Genomic DNA, 18323 nt, shown 5'->3' with positions numbered 1-18323 from the left:
GTTCACTTTCGGCAGTACACCTTCCATGTGCCGCCGGCACTGAAGGACGGCATGTCCATTGCCGGGTACATGCCCTTGTTCTGGCAGGTGATCCACCACGCTGTGATGAGGCCGACCGCGAGCAACAGTGCGATCGCGATGAGCACGAGCACAACGACTCGGTCCTGTTTGAGAGCGAGTCGATCACGCATCGATTCGACTCTGCCGGTGATCGCCGATTGTGAATAGAGCGCTCCGTTGAGCACGAGGTTCGACATGAACCATCCCCTTTCTGGTTGCGCGTTAACGTATCACCTACCGAATCCAGTATGTCAACAGCAATCCGTTGAAGCTCGGCCCGTTGTCTGACGCCGCCCCTAGGCTTTCAGCGCACCGGAGAGCAAGGGGGAGCGCATGCAGATCGGCGTCGACGGGCACGTGCTGCTCAGCCCGAGTGACCTGAGCACGTGGTCGGCCTGCGAGTGGGCGTTCCTGCGCCGACTCGACGTCAAGCTCGGTCGCGGCGAGGCCCTGCCCGAGGCGCACGACGACATGCTCGAGCGCACGGCTCGGCTCGGGGACCAGCACGAGCTCGACTACCTCGACATCCTCAAGCAGACCCGCAACGTCGTCGAGTTCGACCGCCCCGCGCCGCCGGACTACGCACGCGCCGCAGCCGAAGCACGACAGGCCTTCGCCGACGGCGCCGACGTCCTGTACCAGCCGACCTTCCACGCGGCACCGACGGCCGACGAGCCCGGGTTCATCGGCTTCGCGGACTTCATCATCCGCAACGACCGCGGCGAGTACGAGGTGTACGACACCAAGCTCGCCCGCCACGCCAAGATCAGCGCCCTGCTGCAGCTCGCCGCGTACGCCGAGCAGATGCAGGCGCACGGCATCCCGACCGGGCAGCAGGTCCACCTGGTGCTCGGCGACCGGACGACGACCACGCACGAGCTCGCCGACATCGCGCCGGTGTACCGCACGCAGCGCGCCGAACTCCAGCGGGTCATCGCCGAGCGCATCGCCGCCGACGAGTCGCTGCGGTGGGGCGACCCGCGGTACTCCAGCTGCGGGCGCTGTGTGATCTGCTCGACCCAGGTGGCCGAGCACCGCGACCTCGTCCTCGTCGCGGGCATGCGCCTGGACCAACGGGCGAAGCTGATCAAGCACGAGGTGCGGACGATCGACGACCTGGCGGTCCGCACCCGGGCAGTGCCGGGCTTGTCCCGCGCGACGCAGGATCGGCTGGTGCGGCAGGCGAGCCTCCAGATCGAGTCGGAAGACGCCCGACGGAAGGGCGCCGACGGGCCGGACCAGCCCGCAGCGCCGCGTTTCGAGGTCCTCGATGCCCGCGCACTCGACGCGATCCCGGCGCCGGATCCCGGTGACGTCTTCTTCGACTTCGAGGGCGACCCGCTGCACACCGAGGACGGCGTGCACTGGGGCCTCGACTACCTGTTCGGCCTGGTCGACGACCGCGCCGACTTCACCTCGTTCTGGGCGCACACCATCCGCGACGAGCGAGTTGCGCTGGAGCAGTTCCTCGCGTTCATCGAGGCCCGGCGGCAGCAGTACCCGGGCATGCACATCTACCACTACGCCGCCTACGAGCGGACGCACCTGCTGTCGCTCGCCGCCCGGCACGGGGTCGGCGAAGAGGCCGTCGACGACCTGCTGCGCGCCGGCGTCCTGGTCGACCTGTACCCGATCGTGCGCAAGGCCCTGGTCGTCGGCAGCCACAGCTACTCGATCAAGAAGCTCGAGCCGCTGTACATGGGATCGGACCTGCGCGAGAGCGACGTCACGAACGCCGCGGACAGCATCACCGCCTACGTCGACGCGATCGAGGAACTCCGGAACGGCGACGCGGCCGAGGGGCAGCGGATGCTCGACCAGGTCGCCGACTACAACGCCTACGACTGCCGCTCGACCCTGCGCCTGCGCGACTGGCTCCGCTCGCTGCGCACCGACGACCCGGACGCGGCCGACCCGGCGCTCGAGCTCGAGGTCCCACCGATCCCCGTCGAGCGCGAGCCGAACCCGGTGTACGTCGCCCTGGCCGCGCAGCTCGAGGACGTCGACGCCCTCGACCGCACCCCTGACCAGACCGCGTTGGCGCTCGCCGCAGCGGCGATCGACTACCACCGCCGCGAGGCCAAGACTTTCTGGCAGGACCACTTCGACCGCCTGCGCAACCCGGTCGACGACTGGGCCGACACGCGTGACGTCCTGGTCGTGGAGCGTGCGTCGGTCGAGCGCGACTGGGACACGCTGCCGCGCGCCCGCTCGCAGTCGCGGGAACTCCGGTTGTCGGGGACGCTCGCGCCCGGTTCGCGGCTCCGGCCTGGAGGCACGCCCCACCTGGTCTACGACGACCCGCTTCCGCCATCGGTCGCCTCACCGGGCCCCGGGTCGAAGGGCGCCTCGTCGCGCGCCGTGATCGTGGACGTGTGGGACAACGGTGCTGCCGTCGAAGTCCTCGTGAAAGAGGGACTGCCCGTGGGCGGTGAGCCGCACCACGAGTTCCCCGTGGCACTCGCCCCGTCGGCACCGCCCCGCGCGAAACCCCAGCCCGAGGCGATCGCGTGGTGGGGCCAGGCCGTGCTCGACGAGCTGCCGGCGATGCTGCCCGACCCCGCGCTCGACCTGCTGCGCCGGGTGCCGCCCCGCGGTCCGATCGTGCCCGTGCAGGGCGACGACACGGTGTCGGCCGTCGTCTCGACCCTGCTCGGCCTGGACCGGTCGTACCTGGCGATCCAGGGCCCTCCCGGCACGGGCAAGACCTACGTCGGCTCGAACGTCGTCGCCCGACTCGTCCGCGAGTACGGCTGGCGCGTCGGGGTCGTCGGGCAGTCGCACGCGACGTCGGAGAACTTCCTGTCCTCGGTCGTGAAGGCCGGCGTACCCGCTGACCGCGTCGTGAAGGTGCCGAAGTCCGGCGCGACCGAGGACGAGCTCGACGCCGCCGCGTGGACGCCCGTGAAGAACGGTGCCGCGGTCGCCGCGTTCCTGGCCTCCTGCGAGGCCTCCGGCACCGGCGGGGTCGTCGGGGGCACCGCGTGGACGTTCGCGAACGAGTCCACGATCGAGCGCCGTTCCCTCGACCTGCTCGTGGTCGACGAGGCCGGACAGTTCTCCCTCGCCCCGACCATCGCGTCGTCGGTGGCCGCGACCCGGCTCCTGCTGCTCGGTGACCCCCAGCAGCTGCCCCAGGTGTCGCAGGGCTCGCACCCCGAGCCCGTCGACGAGTCCGCGCTCGGCTGGCTCGCCGACGGGCAACACGTTCTGCCGTCCGAGTTCGGGTACTTCCTCGCCCGCACCCGCCGCATGGAGCCCGCGCTGACCGAGTCCGTCTCGGCCCTGTCCTACGACGGGCAGCTCGCCTCGATGGTCTCCGGGCGGCACCTCGACGGCATCGGCGCGGGCGTGCACCCCGTGCCGGTCGTGCACGCGGGCAACACGACGTCCTCTGCTGAAGAGGCCGCCCGGGTCGTCACACTCGTCGGTGACGTCGTCGGCCGCACCTGGACCGACGGTTCCCAGACCCGCGACCTGACCGACGAGGACGTCATCGTGGTGGCGCCGTACAACGCACAGGGGGCACTGATCCGGCAGGAGCTCGACCGCGCGGGCTTCACCGGCACGCAGGTCGGTACGGTCGACCTGTTCCAGGGCCGAGAGGCCGTCGTGTCGATCGTGTCCCTGGCGGCGTCGAGTGCGGCGGACATCCCGCGCGGCCTCGACTTCCTGCTCATGCCGAACCGGTTGAACGTGGCGATCTCGCGAGCGAAGTGGGCGGCCTACCTCGTGCACTCGCCGGCGCTGACCACGGGGCTGCCCCCGTCGATCGCAGGCCTGTCCCTGTTGTCCCGGTTCATCGAGCTCGTCGAACCGCGCCGCTGACCGGCGGGAAGTCAGCCCGACTCGACCGTGCCGATCGTCGAGCTGTAGGTCGCCACCGCCCCGAACCGCGCTCCGATGATCGTGACGGTCCACGCGGAGCCGTCCGGGGCGACGGAGTACAGGACGCGTGCGCCATCAGGAACGGCAGCGAGCCCGGTGCCGTCGGGCAACAGGATCCGCTCCGGCGTGCTCATCCCGACGGACAGGGTCGACGGGTACGGACCGGCACCGAACGACTGCTGCATGACGAAGGCGAGCGTGCCCGCGCTCCGTACGACGGCTGACCGCTCGGCCTCGATACTCGTCGGAGCTGGCGGCACGGCAGGTGCCGGCGTCACCGCTGGCGCCGCAGACTCCACCGGAGCCGCGACGGCCGAGCGTTGCGGGGCCGCAACCGGGGCGACGGAAGCGCTCCGGCCGAGGGGGAGCGAGAGCGCTGGCAGGTGGACGCCGGTACCCGTCAGAGCGGACCCGATGACCGCGTACGCCATGAGGGCCGTGCCGACGCTGCCGAGGATCGCACCGCCGCGACCGAACGCCCGCGCAACGGCCGAGCCCCATCGTGCGGTCTTGATGGCCTGCACGCCGAAGACGATCGCGGAGATGCCGATGGTCGAGACGATGAACCCGGTCTGCGCCCCCGACTGCTGCGGTTCGACGAGTGCGATGACGACGCTTCCGACGCCGAGCAGCATCGCGAGGGTCGCGAACGCCCACGGCCTCGTGCGCCTGCGTGGCTTCGCGTTCAGCAGCGGTGACGGTGCGTGCAGCGTCGGCAGTCGCCGAGTGGCACTCCTCGGCGGTGCCGACGAGTACTGCTCCGGAGGTGACCAATCTCGTGGTCCTGGGCCGCCCAACGGCATCGTCGTTCCCCCGTCCGCTCAGTACGACGGACCCATCCTGATGGGCGACGCCGGCATGAGCGATCCCCAGAACTGGGTTGATGGGCTGACCGGGAGTGAAGACGGCGGCCCGCTACGATCGCGGGGCCCCCGACGCTTGAGGGCGGAGCGGGTCAGTCGTCGTCGGTCGGGACGCCACCCTGCATCTGCGCCCGCATCTGGGCGAGGACGTCGGCGTGCAGGAAGTTCGCCTCGGCCGCACTGGTGGGGTCGACCACGATGCCGAACTCCTCGGGCAGCGCAGACACGAGTTCGGACATCGGCACCGGACGCCCCTCGGCGCCGGGCAGGCCGGCGGCGAGTTCGGCCGGGTCGGTGAAGACAGGCACGAACGGCTTGTCACGGATCATGACGTGGGCGACGCTGCCTGCCTCTGGAGTGCCCTCCGGCTTCCAGGGGACCCACGCCGCGCTGCTCAGGAACCCCGCGGGCGAGGCCGCCATCCTCCGTCGCAGTTCGGCGGCCGCCGAGGGCGGGGTCCGATCGACGCCACGGCCGAAGGCCGACCCGTGCTGCTCGTTGGTGCTCATGCGTTCCCCTCCAGGGTGTCACCAGCCATGCTGTCACGCTCAGCGGGAACGGCGGGAACGGCGGGAACGGCGTGGCCGAGCCGTGCCTTCGGGAGCCTCAGCCGGTGACGATCGAGGTCGTCGTCACCGCGGTCGCCGCCATGATCACGACCATCGTCGCGGCCTCGACCTCCTCGAGCACGGCCTTCACCGCAGGGCTCGCCCAGGTGCCCGAGGTGATCTCCTTGACCAGGTCCTTGTCGGCCGGACCGAACTGCTTGCGCAGGGTGTTCGTCGCGTCGAGCAGCCCGATGACCGCGGCGGAGAACGGCGCGGGTCCCGCGCGGCCAGCCAGGACGTCTGCGATGCCTGACCGCAGCAGCGCCTCCGGGCCTCCGTCGCGCTCCGGGTGCTTCGTGGTGGGGAAGATCCCGAGGACCTTTCCCTGCTCGAGGCTGAGGACGCCGCGCTCGACGAGCCCGGCGAACACGGCGTCGCGCAGGGGGCGCTTGCCGAGCTGGCCCACCCACCACGTCGCCTTGCGGGGCGTGCCCGACGCTGCGATCGAGTCGACCACGCCGTCGAGCACCGCGTCGCCGGTGGCGGCGCCGTTCACCACGGTGACGAGCCCGTCCTGCAGTGAGACGACACCCCGGAGCGCGAGGTCGGCGAGGACGGCCCCCGCGAGACCGGTGTCGAGGGTCGAGCCATCGAGCGCGTGCTGCCCGTCACGCTCGACCTGGAGGAGTGCGAACGCCTGCGGGACCGTGAGTTGCTCAGCCATGTCCGCAGCCTGCCACGCGGGGCGGAGCCGTGCCGGGCCTCCGAGCCGATGCCCAGCGGCAGCGGACTGCCCGACGTCAGCAGGCGTCCAGCACCCGCACCATCGCGTCCCGCTCCGCCGGAGCCACCCACAGGCGGTACTTCGTCTTCACCGTGACCTGGTGCTCGATGTAGGTGCAGCGGAACACCTTGTTCGCGGGCAGCCAGGTCGCCGCGTCGCCGGAGCCCTTCTGCGAGTTCGACCGGCCGTCGACGGCCAACAGGTTCACCGGGTCGTTCGCCAGCGCCTGCCGTTCGGCCTCGGTGAGCCGCTGGGCCCCGGTGCGCCAGGCGCTCTCGAGGGCGACGACGTGGTCGATCTGCACGAGCGTCGAGGTCGTGTTGCCCCGCATGAAGTCGACCGTCGCACCGGTGTACGGCGAGACGAGGGTGCCGGTGAGGACCTTGCAGCGGCCCTCGCGGGTGATGCGTGCGAGGTCGCGCGCGAGCACGTCGTTCCTCGTGTCGCACCCGTTGTGGTCGACGTCGAGCCAGGCGCTACCGAAGTCGCCGGTGCGGTCGTAGCCGGTGCCGGCGGCCTTGCCCTTGACGGGCAGGTCGGCGAGCAGGGTGCGAGCGCGGGCGGCGTCGGCGTCGGTTCCGCGGGTGACGGTCGGACTGGAGGCCGGGCTCGCCCCCGACGACGCGTCCTGCGGTCCGATCGTGGTCGTCTCCACGGCCGCGGGCCCGCCAGCAGCGTCGGCGTCGACGTCGGGCCCGAGGGCGCCGGTGGCGCCGAGCGCGTAGCCGCCGACCGCGAGGGCGAGGACGACGATGACGGAGGTCAGGGTGATGCGGCTGCGGCGTCGGCGGGACGTCATGCGGTGGGACTCCAGGTGGTGCGGGGCGGAACGGTGGCGCGGGGCTGCGGGCTGGCGACTCAGGTCAGCAGGGAGCGGATGTCGTCGGCGGTCAGGTCATCGGCGAACAGGGCGTCGTCGTCGATCATCGTGGCGAACAACTCGGCCTTGCGGGCGGCGAGGGCCAGGACCTTCTCCTCGATGGTGTCCTCGGCGATGAACCGCTGCACGCTGACCGACCGGGTCTGCCCGATGCGGTGCGTCCGGTCGACGGCCTGGGACTCGGCGGCGGGGTTCCACCACGGGTCGAGCACGAACACGGTGTCCGCCTCGGTCAGGGTGAGCCCGAAGCCGCCGGCCTTCAACGAGATGAGGAACGCCGGGGCGGTGCCCTGCCGGAAGCGCTCGATGACCTCCGGGCGCTTGCGGGTGGAGCCGTCGAGGTACTCGTAGCCGATGCCGCGGGCGTCGAGGGCGTCGGACACCATCCGCAGGAACGAGGTGAACTGGCTGAAAACCAGGGCGCGGCGGCCCTCGGCGGCGAGCTGTTCGAGTTCGTCGAGCAGCAGCTCGAGCTTGGCCGAGGGGATCGGCGTCGACGGCGACAGTGGCGAGTCCGACGACGCCGACCCCGACGTCCCCACGGACACCAGCGCCGGCGACAGCGCGAGCATCCGCAGCAGCGTCAGCGATCGGAACACGATCATCCGGTTCTTCGACAGGTCGTCGATCAGGTCGAGGACCTTCAGGCGCTCCCGGTTCAGCGTCCGCTCGTACAGCTCCCGGTGCGCGGGGTCGAGCGTGACCCGGACGACTTGTTCTTGCTTCGGGGGCAGGTCGGCCGCGACGGCTTCCTTCGTCCGGCGGAGCATGAGCGGCCGGATCCGTCGACGGAGCCGGGCGGTCAGTTGCTGACGGGCTTCGCCGCGGAGCTCGGGCGAGGCGAGGGGCTTCACGTAGTCGTCGCCGAACCGGGTCCAGGTGGACAGCAGCCCAGGAGCGACGATGTGGAACAGTGCCCACAGGTCGGTCAGGCCGTTCTCGAGCGGGGTGCCGGTGATCGCGAACTTCACCGGTGCCTGCAGCTCCGACGCCACACGGTGGGTCTGGGACTGCGGGTTCTTCACGAACTGGGCTTCGTCGAGCACCAGCGCCGACCACGGCAGGTCGGTCCAGGCGCGGGCGTCGAGCCGGAGCAGGGCGTACGAGGTGACGACGACGTCCGACGCGGCGGCGGTCCGGGCGACGAGCCCCGGGTCCTTCAACGACGTCGAGGTCACCGTCGCCACCCGCAGCGACGGCACGAACTTGGCGGCCTCGGCGGCCCAGTTGCCGACGACCGAGGTCGGTGCGACGACCAGGAACGGCGGTGCGTCGGGCTCCGCGGTACGACGTGCGGCGACCATCGCGAGCACCTGCAGCGTCTTGCCGAGCCCCATGTCGTCGGCGAGCACCCCGCCGATGCCGTGCGTCACCAGGAACGACAGCCACGCGTACCCGGCGTGCTGGTACGGCCGGAGTTCGGCGTGCACGGTGTCCGGCAACGGCACGTCACCCGGGGGAGTCGCCCCGAGCAGCCCCGACGTGATGGCCTGCCAGCGCTCGTCGTGCGAGGTCTCGTCGGCCAGCAGGTCGAACTCGGACCACAGCCCGGCGTGCAGCGGCGTGACGGCGATCGGCTGGTCGGGCTCCCACTCGTCCAGGTCGCGGGCCTCGTCGATGAGCTCCTTGAGCCGGTCGAACGCGGGGTCGGCGAGCGACAGGTACGAGTTGTCGACGAGCTTGAGTCGTCGCTGCCGACCTGCGAGCGCGGTGAGCAGCGGCGTGAACGGGATCTGCTTGCCGTTGACACTCACGATGATGCCGAGGTCGAACCAGTCGTGCTTGTCCGACGGCATGGTCGTGACGCGGATGTGCGGCCGTCCGCTCAGCCGCTCGTAGTCGAGCCGCTCGCCCTGCACGACGGTCCGGATGCCCAGCGCCGGCAGCTCCGGCAGGAACTCGTTCGCGAACACCGCGACGTCGGCCCCGTCGATGGTGCCGTCCTCGAACCAGTCCAGTCCGCCTCCGGGTCCAGCAGCACGGACGGGAGGCCCGGCCTGCGTCGCGTCGTCGACCGACGCCGTCGACGTGGTCGACTCCACCGCCGCAGCTGGGTTCGTCGGCTCGGTCGGGTCGTCGGCGGCCAGCAGCCCGGACAGGTCGGGGAGCGGGCCGTGCAGGGAGACCGGGTCCTTCCTGCCGTCGACGTGCCAGCGCCAGTGCAGGTGCACGCGGTCATCGGTGCGTGGCGCCCGGGCGGGCTCGAACGTCGCGGTCAGCACGAGTTCGGGCGGGGTGCGCTCCGGTAGCTCGACCGAGCCGTCGGAGCTGACGAGCCCGAGGGCACCGCGCAACCGGGGCGACCAGTCGGCCAGGAACTCGTCGACCTCGGCCCGTGGCACCGTGATGCGGGTGCCTTCGAGGAGCATGCGCCGCTGGTCCTCGGGGACCGGGGCCGGCGTCGGGGCGAAGGCGACCGTGAACTCGGGGCTCTCGCGGAACACGTAGACGCCGTGGTCCCCGATCATCCGCGCTGCCCCGGGCACCACGGGCCGGCCGTCGAGGACTGCGCTCGCGCCGATCACCACGGCGTCGTCGTCGCGGGCGACGTCCAGCAGCACCTGCGCCTGCGCACCGAGCACGGCTCCGCCCTCGCGCTTGCCGGTCACGAACGCGACGTCGAGCGCGGCCGCCTGCTGCAGGAGCGGCCAGAGCAGCGGACTGCGGAAGTCGTCGAGGTGCAGCCAATCGCTCTCGGTCGGCAGCCCGGCGACCTGGCCCGCGCGGTGCAGGGCCACGAGCTGCAGGAACCAGGCGTGCTGCTCGACGCCGACCCCGAGGCGGTTCTGCGAGTAGGGGAGCGTGCTCCAGGTCAACTGCCCGCGCACCCAGTTGCCCGCATCCGAGCGGATCACCGGGCGGACCCCGAGCCGCACCGTGCGGGACGGCGCAGGCAGTGCACGGCCGGCGGCCCGTGCGCGCGACGCGAGCTTGGCGGGGACCGCGTCACGCAACTCGAACTGCAGGCCCATGCGCGTGCCCTGCGGCGCGGGCGCCTGCTCGTCGTCACCGGCGAGGCGGGCGAGGTCGTGCCTCCAGTCCGAGGGCGGCGGAGCCGGCGCTTCCGGACCGGGGCCGGCGTTCGCGGCGAGGGCACGGGCGTTGATCGTGAGCAGCGCCGCTGCGACGTGCTTGCAGTCGCCGCCGAGCGGGCAGGTGCAGGTGCTGCGGACCGGGCGGACGAAGTCACCACGTGCCGGGGTCGTGTCGACCCGGAGTTCGTACGGATCGTCGGCGGTGCCGGACACGGTCGCCGTGACGGTGCCGTCGTCGTCGTGCCACGTGGCGTCGTCCACCAGGCCGGCCCGGACGAGGTCGCGTGCACGGCCGAACGTCTGCGGCCCGACGAAGCGGATGACGTCGACGGCGTCGATCATCGGGGCTGCTGGCACGGGTCCATCGTGCCAGTCACCACCGACGATCCCCGACACCACCCTGGGCGCGACACACCGGACAGGGCTACCGTCCATGGAGGAACGTGACGACTGCGATCCGCCCGACCCGATTGGACACGCTCATGCCGGACCGCCTGCGGTGGGTGCACGACTCTGCAGACCACTGGAACGTGTGGCTCGACTCCGAGGTCGTCTGCGACGTCACCCGGACGGACCAGTACCGGGTGGCATCGCCGGACGACTCGATCGCCGGGGCGCACTCGTCGCTCGAGAGCGCGGCCGCCCAGGTGCACGGCTGGGTTCGCTGGACCGGCCGATAAGCCACAGAGCGCACCCTGGTTGTACGACCACCGACCGCTCTCTAGCGTGGAAGCGCAGGTCGGCCCGACCCGGATGTCACCACCCACCGCTCTGCTCCACGAGAGAGAGGTGTTCGCATGACCGACAGCACGACCGACTCACATCCCGCTGCTGCCGGGACCACGCCGCCGACGTCGCTCGTCGCGGTCGCCGGGCAGGACACCGACTCCGCCATCAGCTCCCTCGCCGGCATGTACGGGGGCAAGGCCTGGTACTCGCGGGAACTCGACCAGGACTACTGGTACCGGTACGTCGCCGTGGGCGACGAGCGGATGAGCATCCGGCGCTCCCAGATGCACGGGTACCTGCGGGGTGACGTCGCCACCGAGGGCGAGGTCGTCGTGCAGTGGCTCGACCGCGGTGAAGCACGCGTCGACATCGGTCGCGACGAGATCCGTATGAAGCCCGGCGTGCCGACGATGTTCCCGGTGGAGCGCCGCTTCGAGATGGAGTACCAGGACTGGGACCAGCGCCTGGTGCACCTGCGCCGCGACCTGGTGCTCGACGTCGCCGCCGAGGACCACCTGGTCGACGGCACCATGGCCTTCGACGTGACGGTGGAGCCCGACCCGGCCGCCGTCGGACAGTGGCGAACCGCCGTCGCCGGTGCGGTCCGGGCGCTCCGTGAGGACGGCGAGGGGTCGCTCGCCTGGCACGAGTCGCAGCGCGACGTCGCCCGGGCACTGCTCCGGATGTACCCGCTGCAGGCCGAGCGCTTCCCGGCCGGCTACGGCACCCGGAGCGACGGCCGGCTCCGCGCCGCCGTCGAGTTCATCCAGGCGCACGCGCACGAGCCGCTCACCGTCGCCGACATCGCCGAGGCCGCCGGGCTCAGCATCCGCGGTATCCAGGAGTCCTTCCAGCGTGCGTTCGAGCGGTCGCCGATGACCTACCTGCGCGAGGTCCGGCTCGGACGGGTGCACGAGGAACTGCGGATCCTCGACCCGCAGGCGACCTCGGTGGCCGACGTCGCGCGACGCTGGGGCTTCGCGCACATGGGGCGCTTCGCCTCGGTGTACGCGGCCCGGTTCGGGGAGTACCCGCGGGAGACGCTTCGGCGCTGAGCGCGCCCGCCCCGGCCGCCGCGCTCGCGGCGTCCGCCGCGCTCAGCGCTTCGTCGGCTCGGCCAGCTTGCTGTGCTTCCGGGAGTACCCGAAGTACACGACGAGCCCGATCGCGAACCAGATCCCGAACCGCACCCACGTCTCCCACTGCAGGAACGTCACGAGCCACAGCGACGCGATGACGCCGATGATCGGGATGACGGGCATGAACGGCAGCCGGAACTGGCGGTCGAGTTCGGGCTGCCGGTAGCGCAGCACGACCACGGCACCGCAGACGACCACGAACGCGAGCAGGATGCCGATGTTGGTCAGCTCCGCCACGACGCCGATTGGCAGCACACCCGCCAGGACAGCTGACGCGATGCCGAGGATCCAGGTCACCCGGGTGGGAACGTGTCGCTTCGGGTCGGTCTTGGCGAACCACTTCGGCATCAGACCGTCGCGGCTCATCGAGAACCACACGCGCGACGCACCGAGCATGAACGTCACGAGCACCGTGACGATGCCGACGATGGCCCCGATCGCGATGACGTTCGCGACACCGCCGAGCCCGACCGACGCGAACGCCGACGAGAAGCCCGACGCCGGGTCGATGTCCTCGTAGTCCTGCATGCCCGTGAGCACGATCGTGGCCAGGACGTAGAGGACCATCGAGATGCCGAGGGACAGCAGGATCGCCTTCGGCATGTGCTTGCGGGCGTCGGTGGACTCCTCGGCCGCGGTGGACATCGCGTCGTAGCCGAACACGGCGAAGAACACCGTCGCGGCACCGGTCATCACGCCGCCGAACCCGAACGGGAAGTACGGGGAGTAGTTCGCGCTGTCGATGTGGAAGACGCCGAGCACCACGATGAGCACGACGAGCGCCACCTTGATGCCGACGGCGACGAACTCGAACCGGGCGGCGCTGCGGATGCCGCGGGTGAGCACGAACGCGGTGAGCAGGCAGAGGATGATCGCGAAGACGTCGATCACGTGGCCGTCGCCGGTGCCGGGCGCGCCGAGCATCCAGGCGGGCAGGTCGATGCCGAACTGGCCGACCAGGAACCCGACGTACCCGGAGATGCCGATCGCGACCACCGCCACGATCGCGGTGTACTCGAGCAACAGGTCCCAGCCGATGAACCACCCGACGATCTCGCCGAGCACCGCGTAGCCGTACGTGTAGGCGCTGCCGGCCTTCGGGATGAGCCCGGCGAACTCGGCGTAGGACAGGGCTGCCGCGGCACTGGCCACGCCGGCGACGAGGAAGCTGATCAGGACCGCGGGTCCGGCGACGCCGTTCGCCACGGTGCCGGCGAGGGTGAAGACCCCCGCGCCGATGATGCCGCCGATGCCGATCGCGGTGAGCTGCCAGAGGCCGAGGTGCCGTTTCAGGCCGCCCTCGCCCCCGGAGTCGTCATCGATCAGGTCGATGGGCTTCCGTCGGAACAGGCTGCGTGTCGTCGTCGTCACCCGCCCATCGTGCACCCGGCGGCCGGTTCGTGCTCGGCCGTTTCCGACCGCACCGCCCGCCCGGCTGGCCGGCAGGCGCGCGGCGTAGACCTGGACCATGCGCCACCCGAACCGGACCGAACCCGCCCCCGGCCAGGAGTCCGTCTGGGACTACCCCCGCCCGCCCGCCGTCGAACCCGTCACCGCCCGCGTCGTCGTGCGGCTCGGCGGCACGGTCGTGGCGGACACGACGGATGCGGTCCGGGTCCTCGAGACCTCGCACCCGCCGGTGTACTACCTGCCGACCGCGGACCTGGTCGACGGCGCGCTCGTGACGGCGACGGGCTCGAGCATGTGCGAGTTCAAGGGCCTGGCGCGCTACTTCGACATCGTCGGCGGGGACGGCACGGTCGCGAGCCGTGCCGCCTGGAACTACCCCACGCCCGTGCCCGGGTACGAGACGCTCCGGGAGCGGGTCGCGATCTACCCCTCGGCGATGGACTCCTGCGAGGTCGGCGGCGAACGGGTGCAGGCGCAGGACGGCGACTTCTACGGCGGCTGGATCACGGCCGACATCGTCGGTCCGTTCAAGGGCGCCCCGGGCACGCTCGGCTGGTGACCGCCGACGACGCCGGATGCCCGTTGCCGCGCCCGACGGGCGACCACCCCGGTGCGTGAGCGGCACGGCGGGGCCGAGCCGGGCCTCCAGGCCGGAAGGCGTCAGCGACCCGCGTAGGGCAACCAGAACGGCGTCGGGAACCCGCCGCCGGTGACGAGCACGAGCGCCTGCCACACGAGCATGACGAGGCCGGCCCCACCCATGGCGATCCCGATCCACGACCAGACGTGGACTCCGCGACGACGGCTGGCGATCTGCACCGCCCGCCACCCGCTCAGCACGCTGATGCAGCCGAACAGCGCGCCGAGCAGCAGGTGTCGTCCTGCGGACTGCGGGGGCACGATGAGGCCCATGGCGAACGCGACCAGGCCGAGCACCACGGCGAACGTGGCCGGGGCTGCTGGTGGTTCGTGGTCACGAGCGGCGGCTCCCATGGGTCTGAATGTAGCGAGGTTCCCTCGTCTCGTACATCCCGTCGTCGTGCAGCGCGCGCCTGCCCGCGGGACCGGGCACCATGGGGACATGCGTTCCTTCCTCTGCGTCCTGCTCGAACTGGTCCGGCGTTCCTGATGGACGCGCCCACGCGAGGGGCAGCGCCGGCCCCGGAGTCGGGGCCCGGTGCGTCGATCGGGTCCGGCGTGGATGTCGGGTCCGGTCCTGATCCCCTCGGGTCCGGTCCGGCACGCTTCGGACGGGAGGCCCGGCACCCCTTGGCAGGGAACCGCCGCGTCGCGGACATGGTCGCCTCCATCGCCCTGCTCGTGCTGCTGACGGTCGAAGCGCTGGCAGCTGGATGGGGCATCAAGCTCATGTCGCTCGCGTTCGTGTCGTGCGCGGCACCCGGCAACACCTGCAACGCCACCCTGGGTGACTCGGTCGTGGTCGTGGGGCCGATCGTGGTCGCCGTGGTCCTGGTCGCGTCGATCGTGGTCAGTGTGCTGCGGCTCGTGCGGCGGCGACTGACCTGGCCGGTGGTGCTCATCGGCATGGCGGCGGTCGTCGCGGTGTTCTTCGCGTCGCTGCTGCTCGTCGACAGCTCGGTGACGCACGGCATCTGAGGTCGTGCTTCTTCCTCCCCAACGGGGTCGACCCGGGCGTTTCTCCCCAGAAGTCGGGGTTCGCCGCTGTCCGTGGTGCCGAGTCGACACGCTGGTTCCATGCCTGACACCGACATGCTCGACCGCCTCATCCGTGAACCCGTCCGCACCGACGACGACGTCGTCCAGCTCGTGACCGCCGTCGTCGAACGGCCACTGCGCCGACAGTGCTGGGTGCTGTTCCTCGACGACCGCGGGATGTCGATCCCGTTCCTGCTGCCGATCGCCGACCTGCCGTACTCTCCGGACGAGCACGTCGACGACTTCGCGGCGCTGATCGCGGACATCGTGGCGCAGCTCGGTGCCGTCGACGTCGTACTCGTGTGGGAACGGCCCGACGCCGACCGCCTGTACCCCGTCGACTGGGAGTGGGTCGACGCCTGTGCGTGCGCCCTGGACGAACACCGTGTTCGGCTCCGTGCGCAGGTCGTCGTGCACACCGGGGGAGCGGCGATCGTCGAGCTCGACGAGGCGGTGGCGTCGTGACCGGTCAGTTCTGCGGGGCGGCGTCCGGAACGGTCTCGCCCGTCAGTTCCTCGACGATGGCCTTCGCCTGCGGCCACGACTTGGCGTAGTGGTCCGGGTCCGCGTTGATCTGCACCGCGTGCGCCATCTGCGTCGGGGTCATCGACTTCCAGCCCGGTACCTTCACGAGCTTCGCGTAGAACATCGACGCGGCCGTGTACGGGTCCATCCGCTGCTCGTACGTGCCCCAAGCGCCGTTGTCTCGCTGCTGGAACAGGCCGCGGCTGTCCGGGCCCGCGGCGTCGCCGTGGTCCAGGTTCACCAGGCTCGACTCACCGATCGCGGTCATCACGCCGACGGCCTGCGTGTGCGGACCGATGCCGAGCGCCTGGGCGGCCTGGATCACGTGGGCGGCGTTCATCAGGCGGTCCTGGCAGAAGCCCCCGACGGGTCCGGCCGGCACGACCATCCCGCCGACCGTCTTCGCGGCGACCGCCGGGCACGCGGGGGTCGGGGTCGCGGCGCTCGACCTCGCGATGCCGGCCAGGGAGTTCACCGCGATCACGACGAGCACGACGACCCCGATGCCGACGGCCACGATCCCGGCGCCGAACACCGAGGCGAGGGTGATGCCGACACGGCGCATGACGGGACCTCTCGACGGGCGGGGCGGGGCAGGCGGAGCAGATCGAGCGTACGGGCGCCGCCTGAGAACCGCACGGCGGCCCGCCGGTCTCGGCCGCCCGTGCCCGTGCTCGTGCCCCGGAACCGTCGACAGCCCTCAGCGGTGGTCGTGCGGCGGGCGCTGCACCTTCGTCGGCTCGGTCACGAGTCCGGTCGGGGCCTTCTCCGCCTGCTTCCGGCCGTGGGTGAACCAGGTCACGACCCAGAGCAGCACGCCGAGGGCCAGCAGCGCGCCGGCGATCTGGTACTGCTGCGGGTCGCGTCCCGACGAGAACGGCAGGACGAGCCACAGGCAGGTGACCACGCCGATGACCGGGATGACCACGCCGGCGCGGAAGTGCTTCTGCTCGACCTTGTCGCGGCGCAGCACCAGCACGGTCACGTTGACGACCGCGAACACCGTCAGCAGCAGGAGCGAGGTGGTGCCACCGAGCACGACGACGATCGGGGAATCCGGGTCGAGCGAGACCCAGCCGATCAGGACGAGCGAGATGAGGGTCGTGAAGACGATCGAGGTCGACGGGGTGCGGCGGGCGGCGGAGATACGGGACAGGAAGCCCGGCAGCACGCCCTGCTTGCTCATGCCGTAGAGCAGCCGCGACGCCATCATCATGTTGATGAGCGCGGTGTTGGCGACGGCGAACATCGAGATGAACGGCAGCAGGTCCGCGATCGGGAAGTCCGGTGCCGCGGTCTGCACGACCGTCACCAGGGGTGTCTCGTTGCCGGCGAGTTCACCGATCGGCACGACGGCCACGGCGCAGATCGAGACGAGCACGTAGATCACGGCGGTGATGCCGAGGCCGGTGAGCATGACCTTCGGGAAGATGCGCGACGGGTCCTTGGTCTCCTCGGCCATGTTCACCGAGTCCTCGAAGCCGACCATCGCGAAGAACGCCAGCGACGTGGCCGTGCTGATCGAGAGCAGCAGGGACTTGTCCTCCGGAGTGTCGAACATCACCACCCGCGAGAAGTCCGCGTTGCCCCCGGCGATCGCCCAGAAGCCGATCAGGATCACCATCACGAGACCGGACAGCTCGACCAGCGTCAGCACGACGTTCGTCTTCACGCTCTCGCTGACCCCGCGCAGGTTGACGAGCATCACGGCGAGCATGAAGCCCATGGCGATGAGCATCACCACGCCGTTCGGCAGCTCGATGCCGAAGCCCACGCCGAGGTTCGCCGCGAACGCCCGCGACGCGGTGGACGCCGAGGTGATCCCGGAGCACATCACGATGAAGGTGACGATGAACGTGACGAAGTGGATGCCGAACGCCTTGTGCACGTACAGCGCGGCGCCGGCGGTCTGCGGGTACTTCGTCACGAGCTCGAGGTACGAGAACGCCGTCAGGAGCGCGACCGCGAAGGCGATGAGGAAGGGGAGCCACGCTGCTCCGCCGACCTCTGCCGCGACCTGCCCGGTGAGTGCGTAGACACCCGTACCGAGGATGTCGCCGACGATGAACAGCAGCAGGAGCTTCGGACCGATGACCCGGCGGAGCTCGGTCTGCTCCTGCTGTGGGCGGTCTGCTTTGGTGGTGGCCATGCATCACCCTGTTCCCGGGGGACAGCGGGCTGTTCGATTTCACAGGAAGCTCCCTGGAGATCGCAACACGCCCGTGCCGCAACGGGCAGGTGCCGCGCCGGATACGCTCCGGGCCATGGATCACCAGTCGAACACCACCGAGGAGCCCATCGAGTTCGCGGACTTCAACGCGAAGCTGCTGGTGCTCGACGTCCTCTGCTACGACCTCGACGTCCTCGACCCCTACGACCCGGATGCCGAGGACGAGAGCGACGAGGACCTCGACGTCGACGGGCAGGACGACCGGGCGCGCGAGTACTACGACGACCTCGATCTGCTGCCCTCGCACCTCGCGCTCGTCCGCGAGATCACCGTCGACTCCGATCTCGAGGTACTGCAGGACGTCCACCCCGGCTGGGACGGCTCCGACGACCGCTTCGACCCGCAGAACTGGGACGACCTGCTCGACCTGCCGGAACTCCGCACGGTGTACGCCGCGGCACCGCTGCCCGCGCACGTCTCGGAGCGCCTGGCTGCCAAGGGCGTCGAGGTCCGCTCCGCCTGACGCGCACGTCCCGGGGCTAGCTGTGATGTCCAGGGACGTTGTGTCGTTGGGCGGTCGTTGACGCGCTGATCGAAGAAGGCCTCCCGGTGGTG

General features: G+C 70.8%; 17 protein-coding genes. 7 read left to right on the top strand and 10 right to left on the bottom strand.

From position 1 onward, the window contains the following. Positions 1-2 precede the first annotated feature (2 nt). Entirely contained in the window at positions 3-257 is a 255-nt protein-coding gene (locus ITJ56_RS14750) for a hypothetical protein (RefSeq protein ID WP_194631393.1), read from the bottom strand. 136 nt (positions 258-393) lie between these two features. Here ITJ56_RS14750 and ITJ56_RS14745 point away from each other — a divergent pair, with 136 nt between their 5' ends. Then, entirely contained in the window at positions 394-3888 is a 3495-nt protein-coding gene (locus ITJ56_RS14745; protein ID WP_194631392.1) for a TM0106 family RecB-like putative nuclease, read from the top strand. Positions 3889-3899: 11 nt separating this feature from the next. Here the strand turns inward: ITJ56_RS14745 and ITJ56_RS14740 are convergent, their stop codons facing one another. From ITJ56_RS14740 to ITJ56_RS14720, 5 genes are all read right to left on the bottom strand, one after another. Beyond that, positions 3900-4583: a hypothetical protein gene (locus ITJ56_RS14740; protein WP_194631391.1), complete on the bottom strand. Its 684-nt coding sequence runs from the start codon at positions 4581-4583 to the stop codon at positions 3900-3902. A 320-nt stretch (positions 4584-4903) separates the two neighbouring features. Next, positions 4904-5320 carry an SseB family protein gene (locus tag ITJ56_RS14735; protein ID WP_194631390.1) on the bottom strand — a complete coding sequence of 139 codons (417 nt, stop codon included), beginning with the start codon at positions 5318-5320 and terminating at the stop codon, positions 4904-4906. A 97-nt stretch (positions 5321-5417) separates the two neighbouring features. Then, positions 5418-6083 (bottom strand): GOLPH3/VPS74 family protein, encoded by a 666-nt coding sequence (locus ITJ56_RS14730; RefSeq protein WP_194631389.1) that lies wholly within the window; start codon positions 6081-6083, stop codon positions 5418-5420. Positions 6084-6159: 76 nt separating this feature from the next. Then, positions 6160-6942: an HNH endonuclease family protein gene (locus ITJ56_RS14725; protein WP_228517943.1), complete on the bottom strand. Its 783-nt coding sequence runs from the start codon at positions 6940-6942 to the stop codon at positions 6160-6162. A gap of 59 nt (positions 6943-7001) precedes the next feature. After that, positions 7002-10415, bottom strand: a complete 3414-nt coding sequence (locus ITJ56_RS14720; RefSeq protein ID WP_194631388.1) for an SNF2-related protein — start codon at positions 10413-10415, stop codon at positions 7002-7004. 86 nt (positions 10416-10501) lie between these two features. On the opposite strand from ITJ56_RS14720, the gene ITJ56_RS14715 reads away from it, so the two are divergent. After that, positions 10502-10738 carry a hypothetical protein gene (locus tag ITJ56_RS14715; protein WP_194631387.1) on the top strand — a complete coding sequence of 79 codons (237 nt, stop codon included), beginning with the start codon at positions 10502-10504 and terminating at the stop codon, positions 10736-10738. A 117-nt stretch (positions 10739-10855) separates the two neighbouring features. Next, positions 10856-11842, top strand: a complete 987-nt coding sequence (locus ITJ56_RS14710) for an AraC family transcriptional regulator (RefSeq protein ID WP_194631386.1) — start codon at positions 10856-10858, stop codon at positions 11840-11842. 42 nt (positions 11843-11884) lie between these two features. Here the strand turns inward: ITJ56_RS14710 and ITJ56_RS14705 are convergent, their stop codons facing one another. After that, entirely contained in the window at positions 11885-13297 is a 1413-nt protein-coding gene (locus ITJ56_RS14705; protein ID WP_194631385.1) for an amino acid permease, read from the bottom strand. Positions 13298-13394: 97 nt separating this feature from the next. Between ITJ56_RS14705 and ITJ56_RS14700 the strand changes: the two genes are divergently transcribed. Continuing rightward, a complete protein-coding gene (locus ITJ56_RS14700) occupies positions 13395-13895 on the top strand; it encodes a DUF427 domain-containing protein (RefSeq protein WP_194631384.1) in 501 nt (166 codons plus the stop codon). A 101-nt stretch (positions 13896-13996) separates the two neighbouring features. On the opposite strand, the gene ITJ56_RS19010 is transcribed toward ITJ56_RS14700, so the two are convergent. After that, positions 13997-14329 carry a hypothetical protein gene (locus tag ITJ56_RS19010; RefSeq protein ID WP_194631383.1) on the bottom strand — a complete coding sequence of 111 codons (333 nt, stop codon included), beginning with the start codon at positions 14327-14329 and terminating at the stop codon, positions 13997-13999. Between the two features lie 135 nt (positions 14330-14464). Between ITJ56_RS19010 and ITJ56_RS19005 the strand changes: the two genes are divergently transcribed. Continuing rightward, entirely contained in the window at positions 14465-14953 is a 489-nt protein-coding gene (locus tag ITJ56_RS19005) for a DUF6264 family protein (RefSeq protein ID WP_416354790.1), read from the top strand. Between the two features lie 99 nt (positions 14954-15052). After that, positions 15053-15478 carry a hypothetical protein gene (locus ITJ56_RS14685; protein WP_194631381.1) on the top strand — a complete coding sequence of 142 codons (426 nt, stop codon included), beginning with the start codon at positions 15053-15055 and terminating at the stop codon, positions 15476-15478. Between the two features lie 4 nt (positions 15479-15482). Here the strand turns inward: ITJ56_RS14685 and ITJ56_RS14680 are convergent, their stop codons facing one another. Together ITJ56_RS14680 and ITJ56_RS14675 are read right to left on the bottom strand one after the other, a co-directional pair. Further along, positions 15483-16103 carry a hypothetical protein gene (locus tag ITJ56_RS14680; RefSeq protein WP_194631380.1) on the bottom strand — a complete coding sequence of 207 codons (621 nt, stop codon included), beginning with the start codon at positions 16101-16103 and terminating at the stop codon, positions 15483-15485. 135 nt (positions 16104-16238) lie between these two features. Next, positions 16239-17687: an APC family permease gene (locus tag ITJ56_RS14675; protein ID WP_194631379.1), complete on the bottom strand. Its 1449-nt coding sequence runs from the start codon at positions 17685-17687 to the stop codon at positions 16239-16241. Positions 17688-17802: 115 nt separating this feature from the next. On the opposite strand from ITJ56_RS14675, the gene ITJ56_RS14670 reads away from it, so the two are divergent. Further along, the gene (locus tag ITJ56_RS14670) at positions 17803-18231 is read left to right on the top strand and encodes a DUF6892 domain-containing protein (protein WP_194631378.1); all 429 of its coding nucleotides are present in this window, start codon (positions 17803-17805) and stop codon (positions 18229-18231) included. Positions 18232-18323 lie beyond the last annotated feature (92 nt).

This window comes from Curtobacterium sp. VKM Ac-1376, from assembly GCF_015351025.1.
Taxonomy (GTDB): Bacteria; Actinomycetota; Actinomycetes; order Actinomycetales; family Microbacteriaceae; genus Curtobacterium.
Note: the sequence above shows the minus strand (reverse complement) of the source record. Positions and strands in the feature narration are given on the sequence as shown.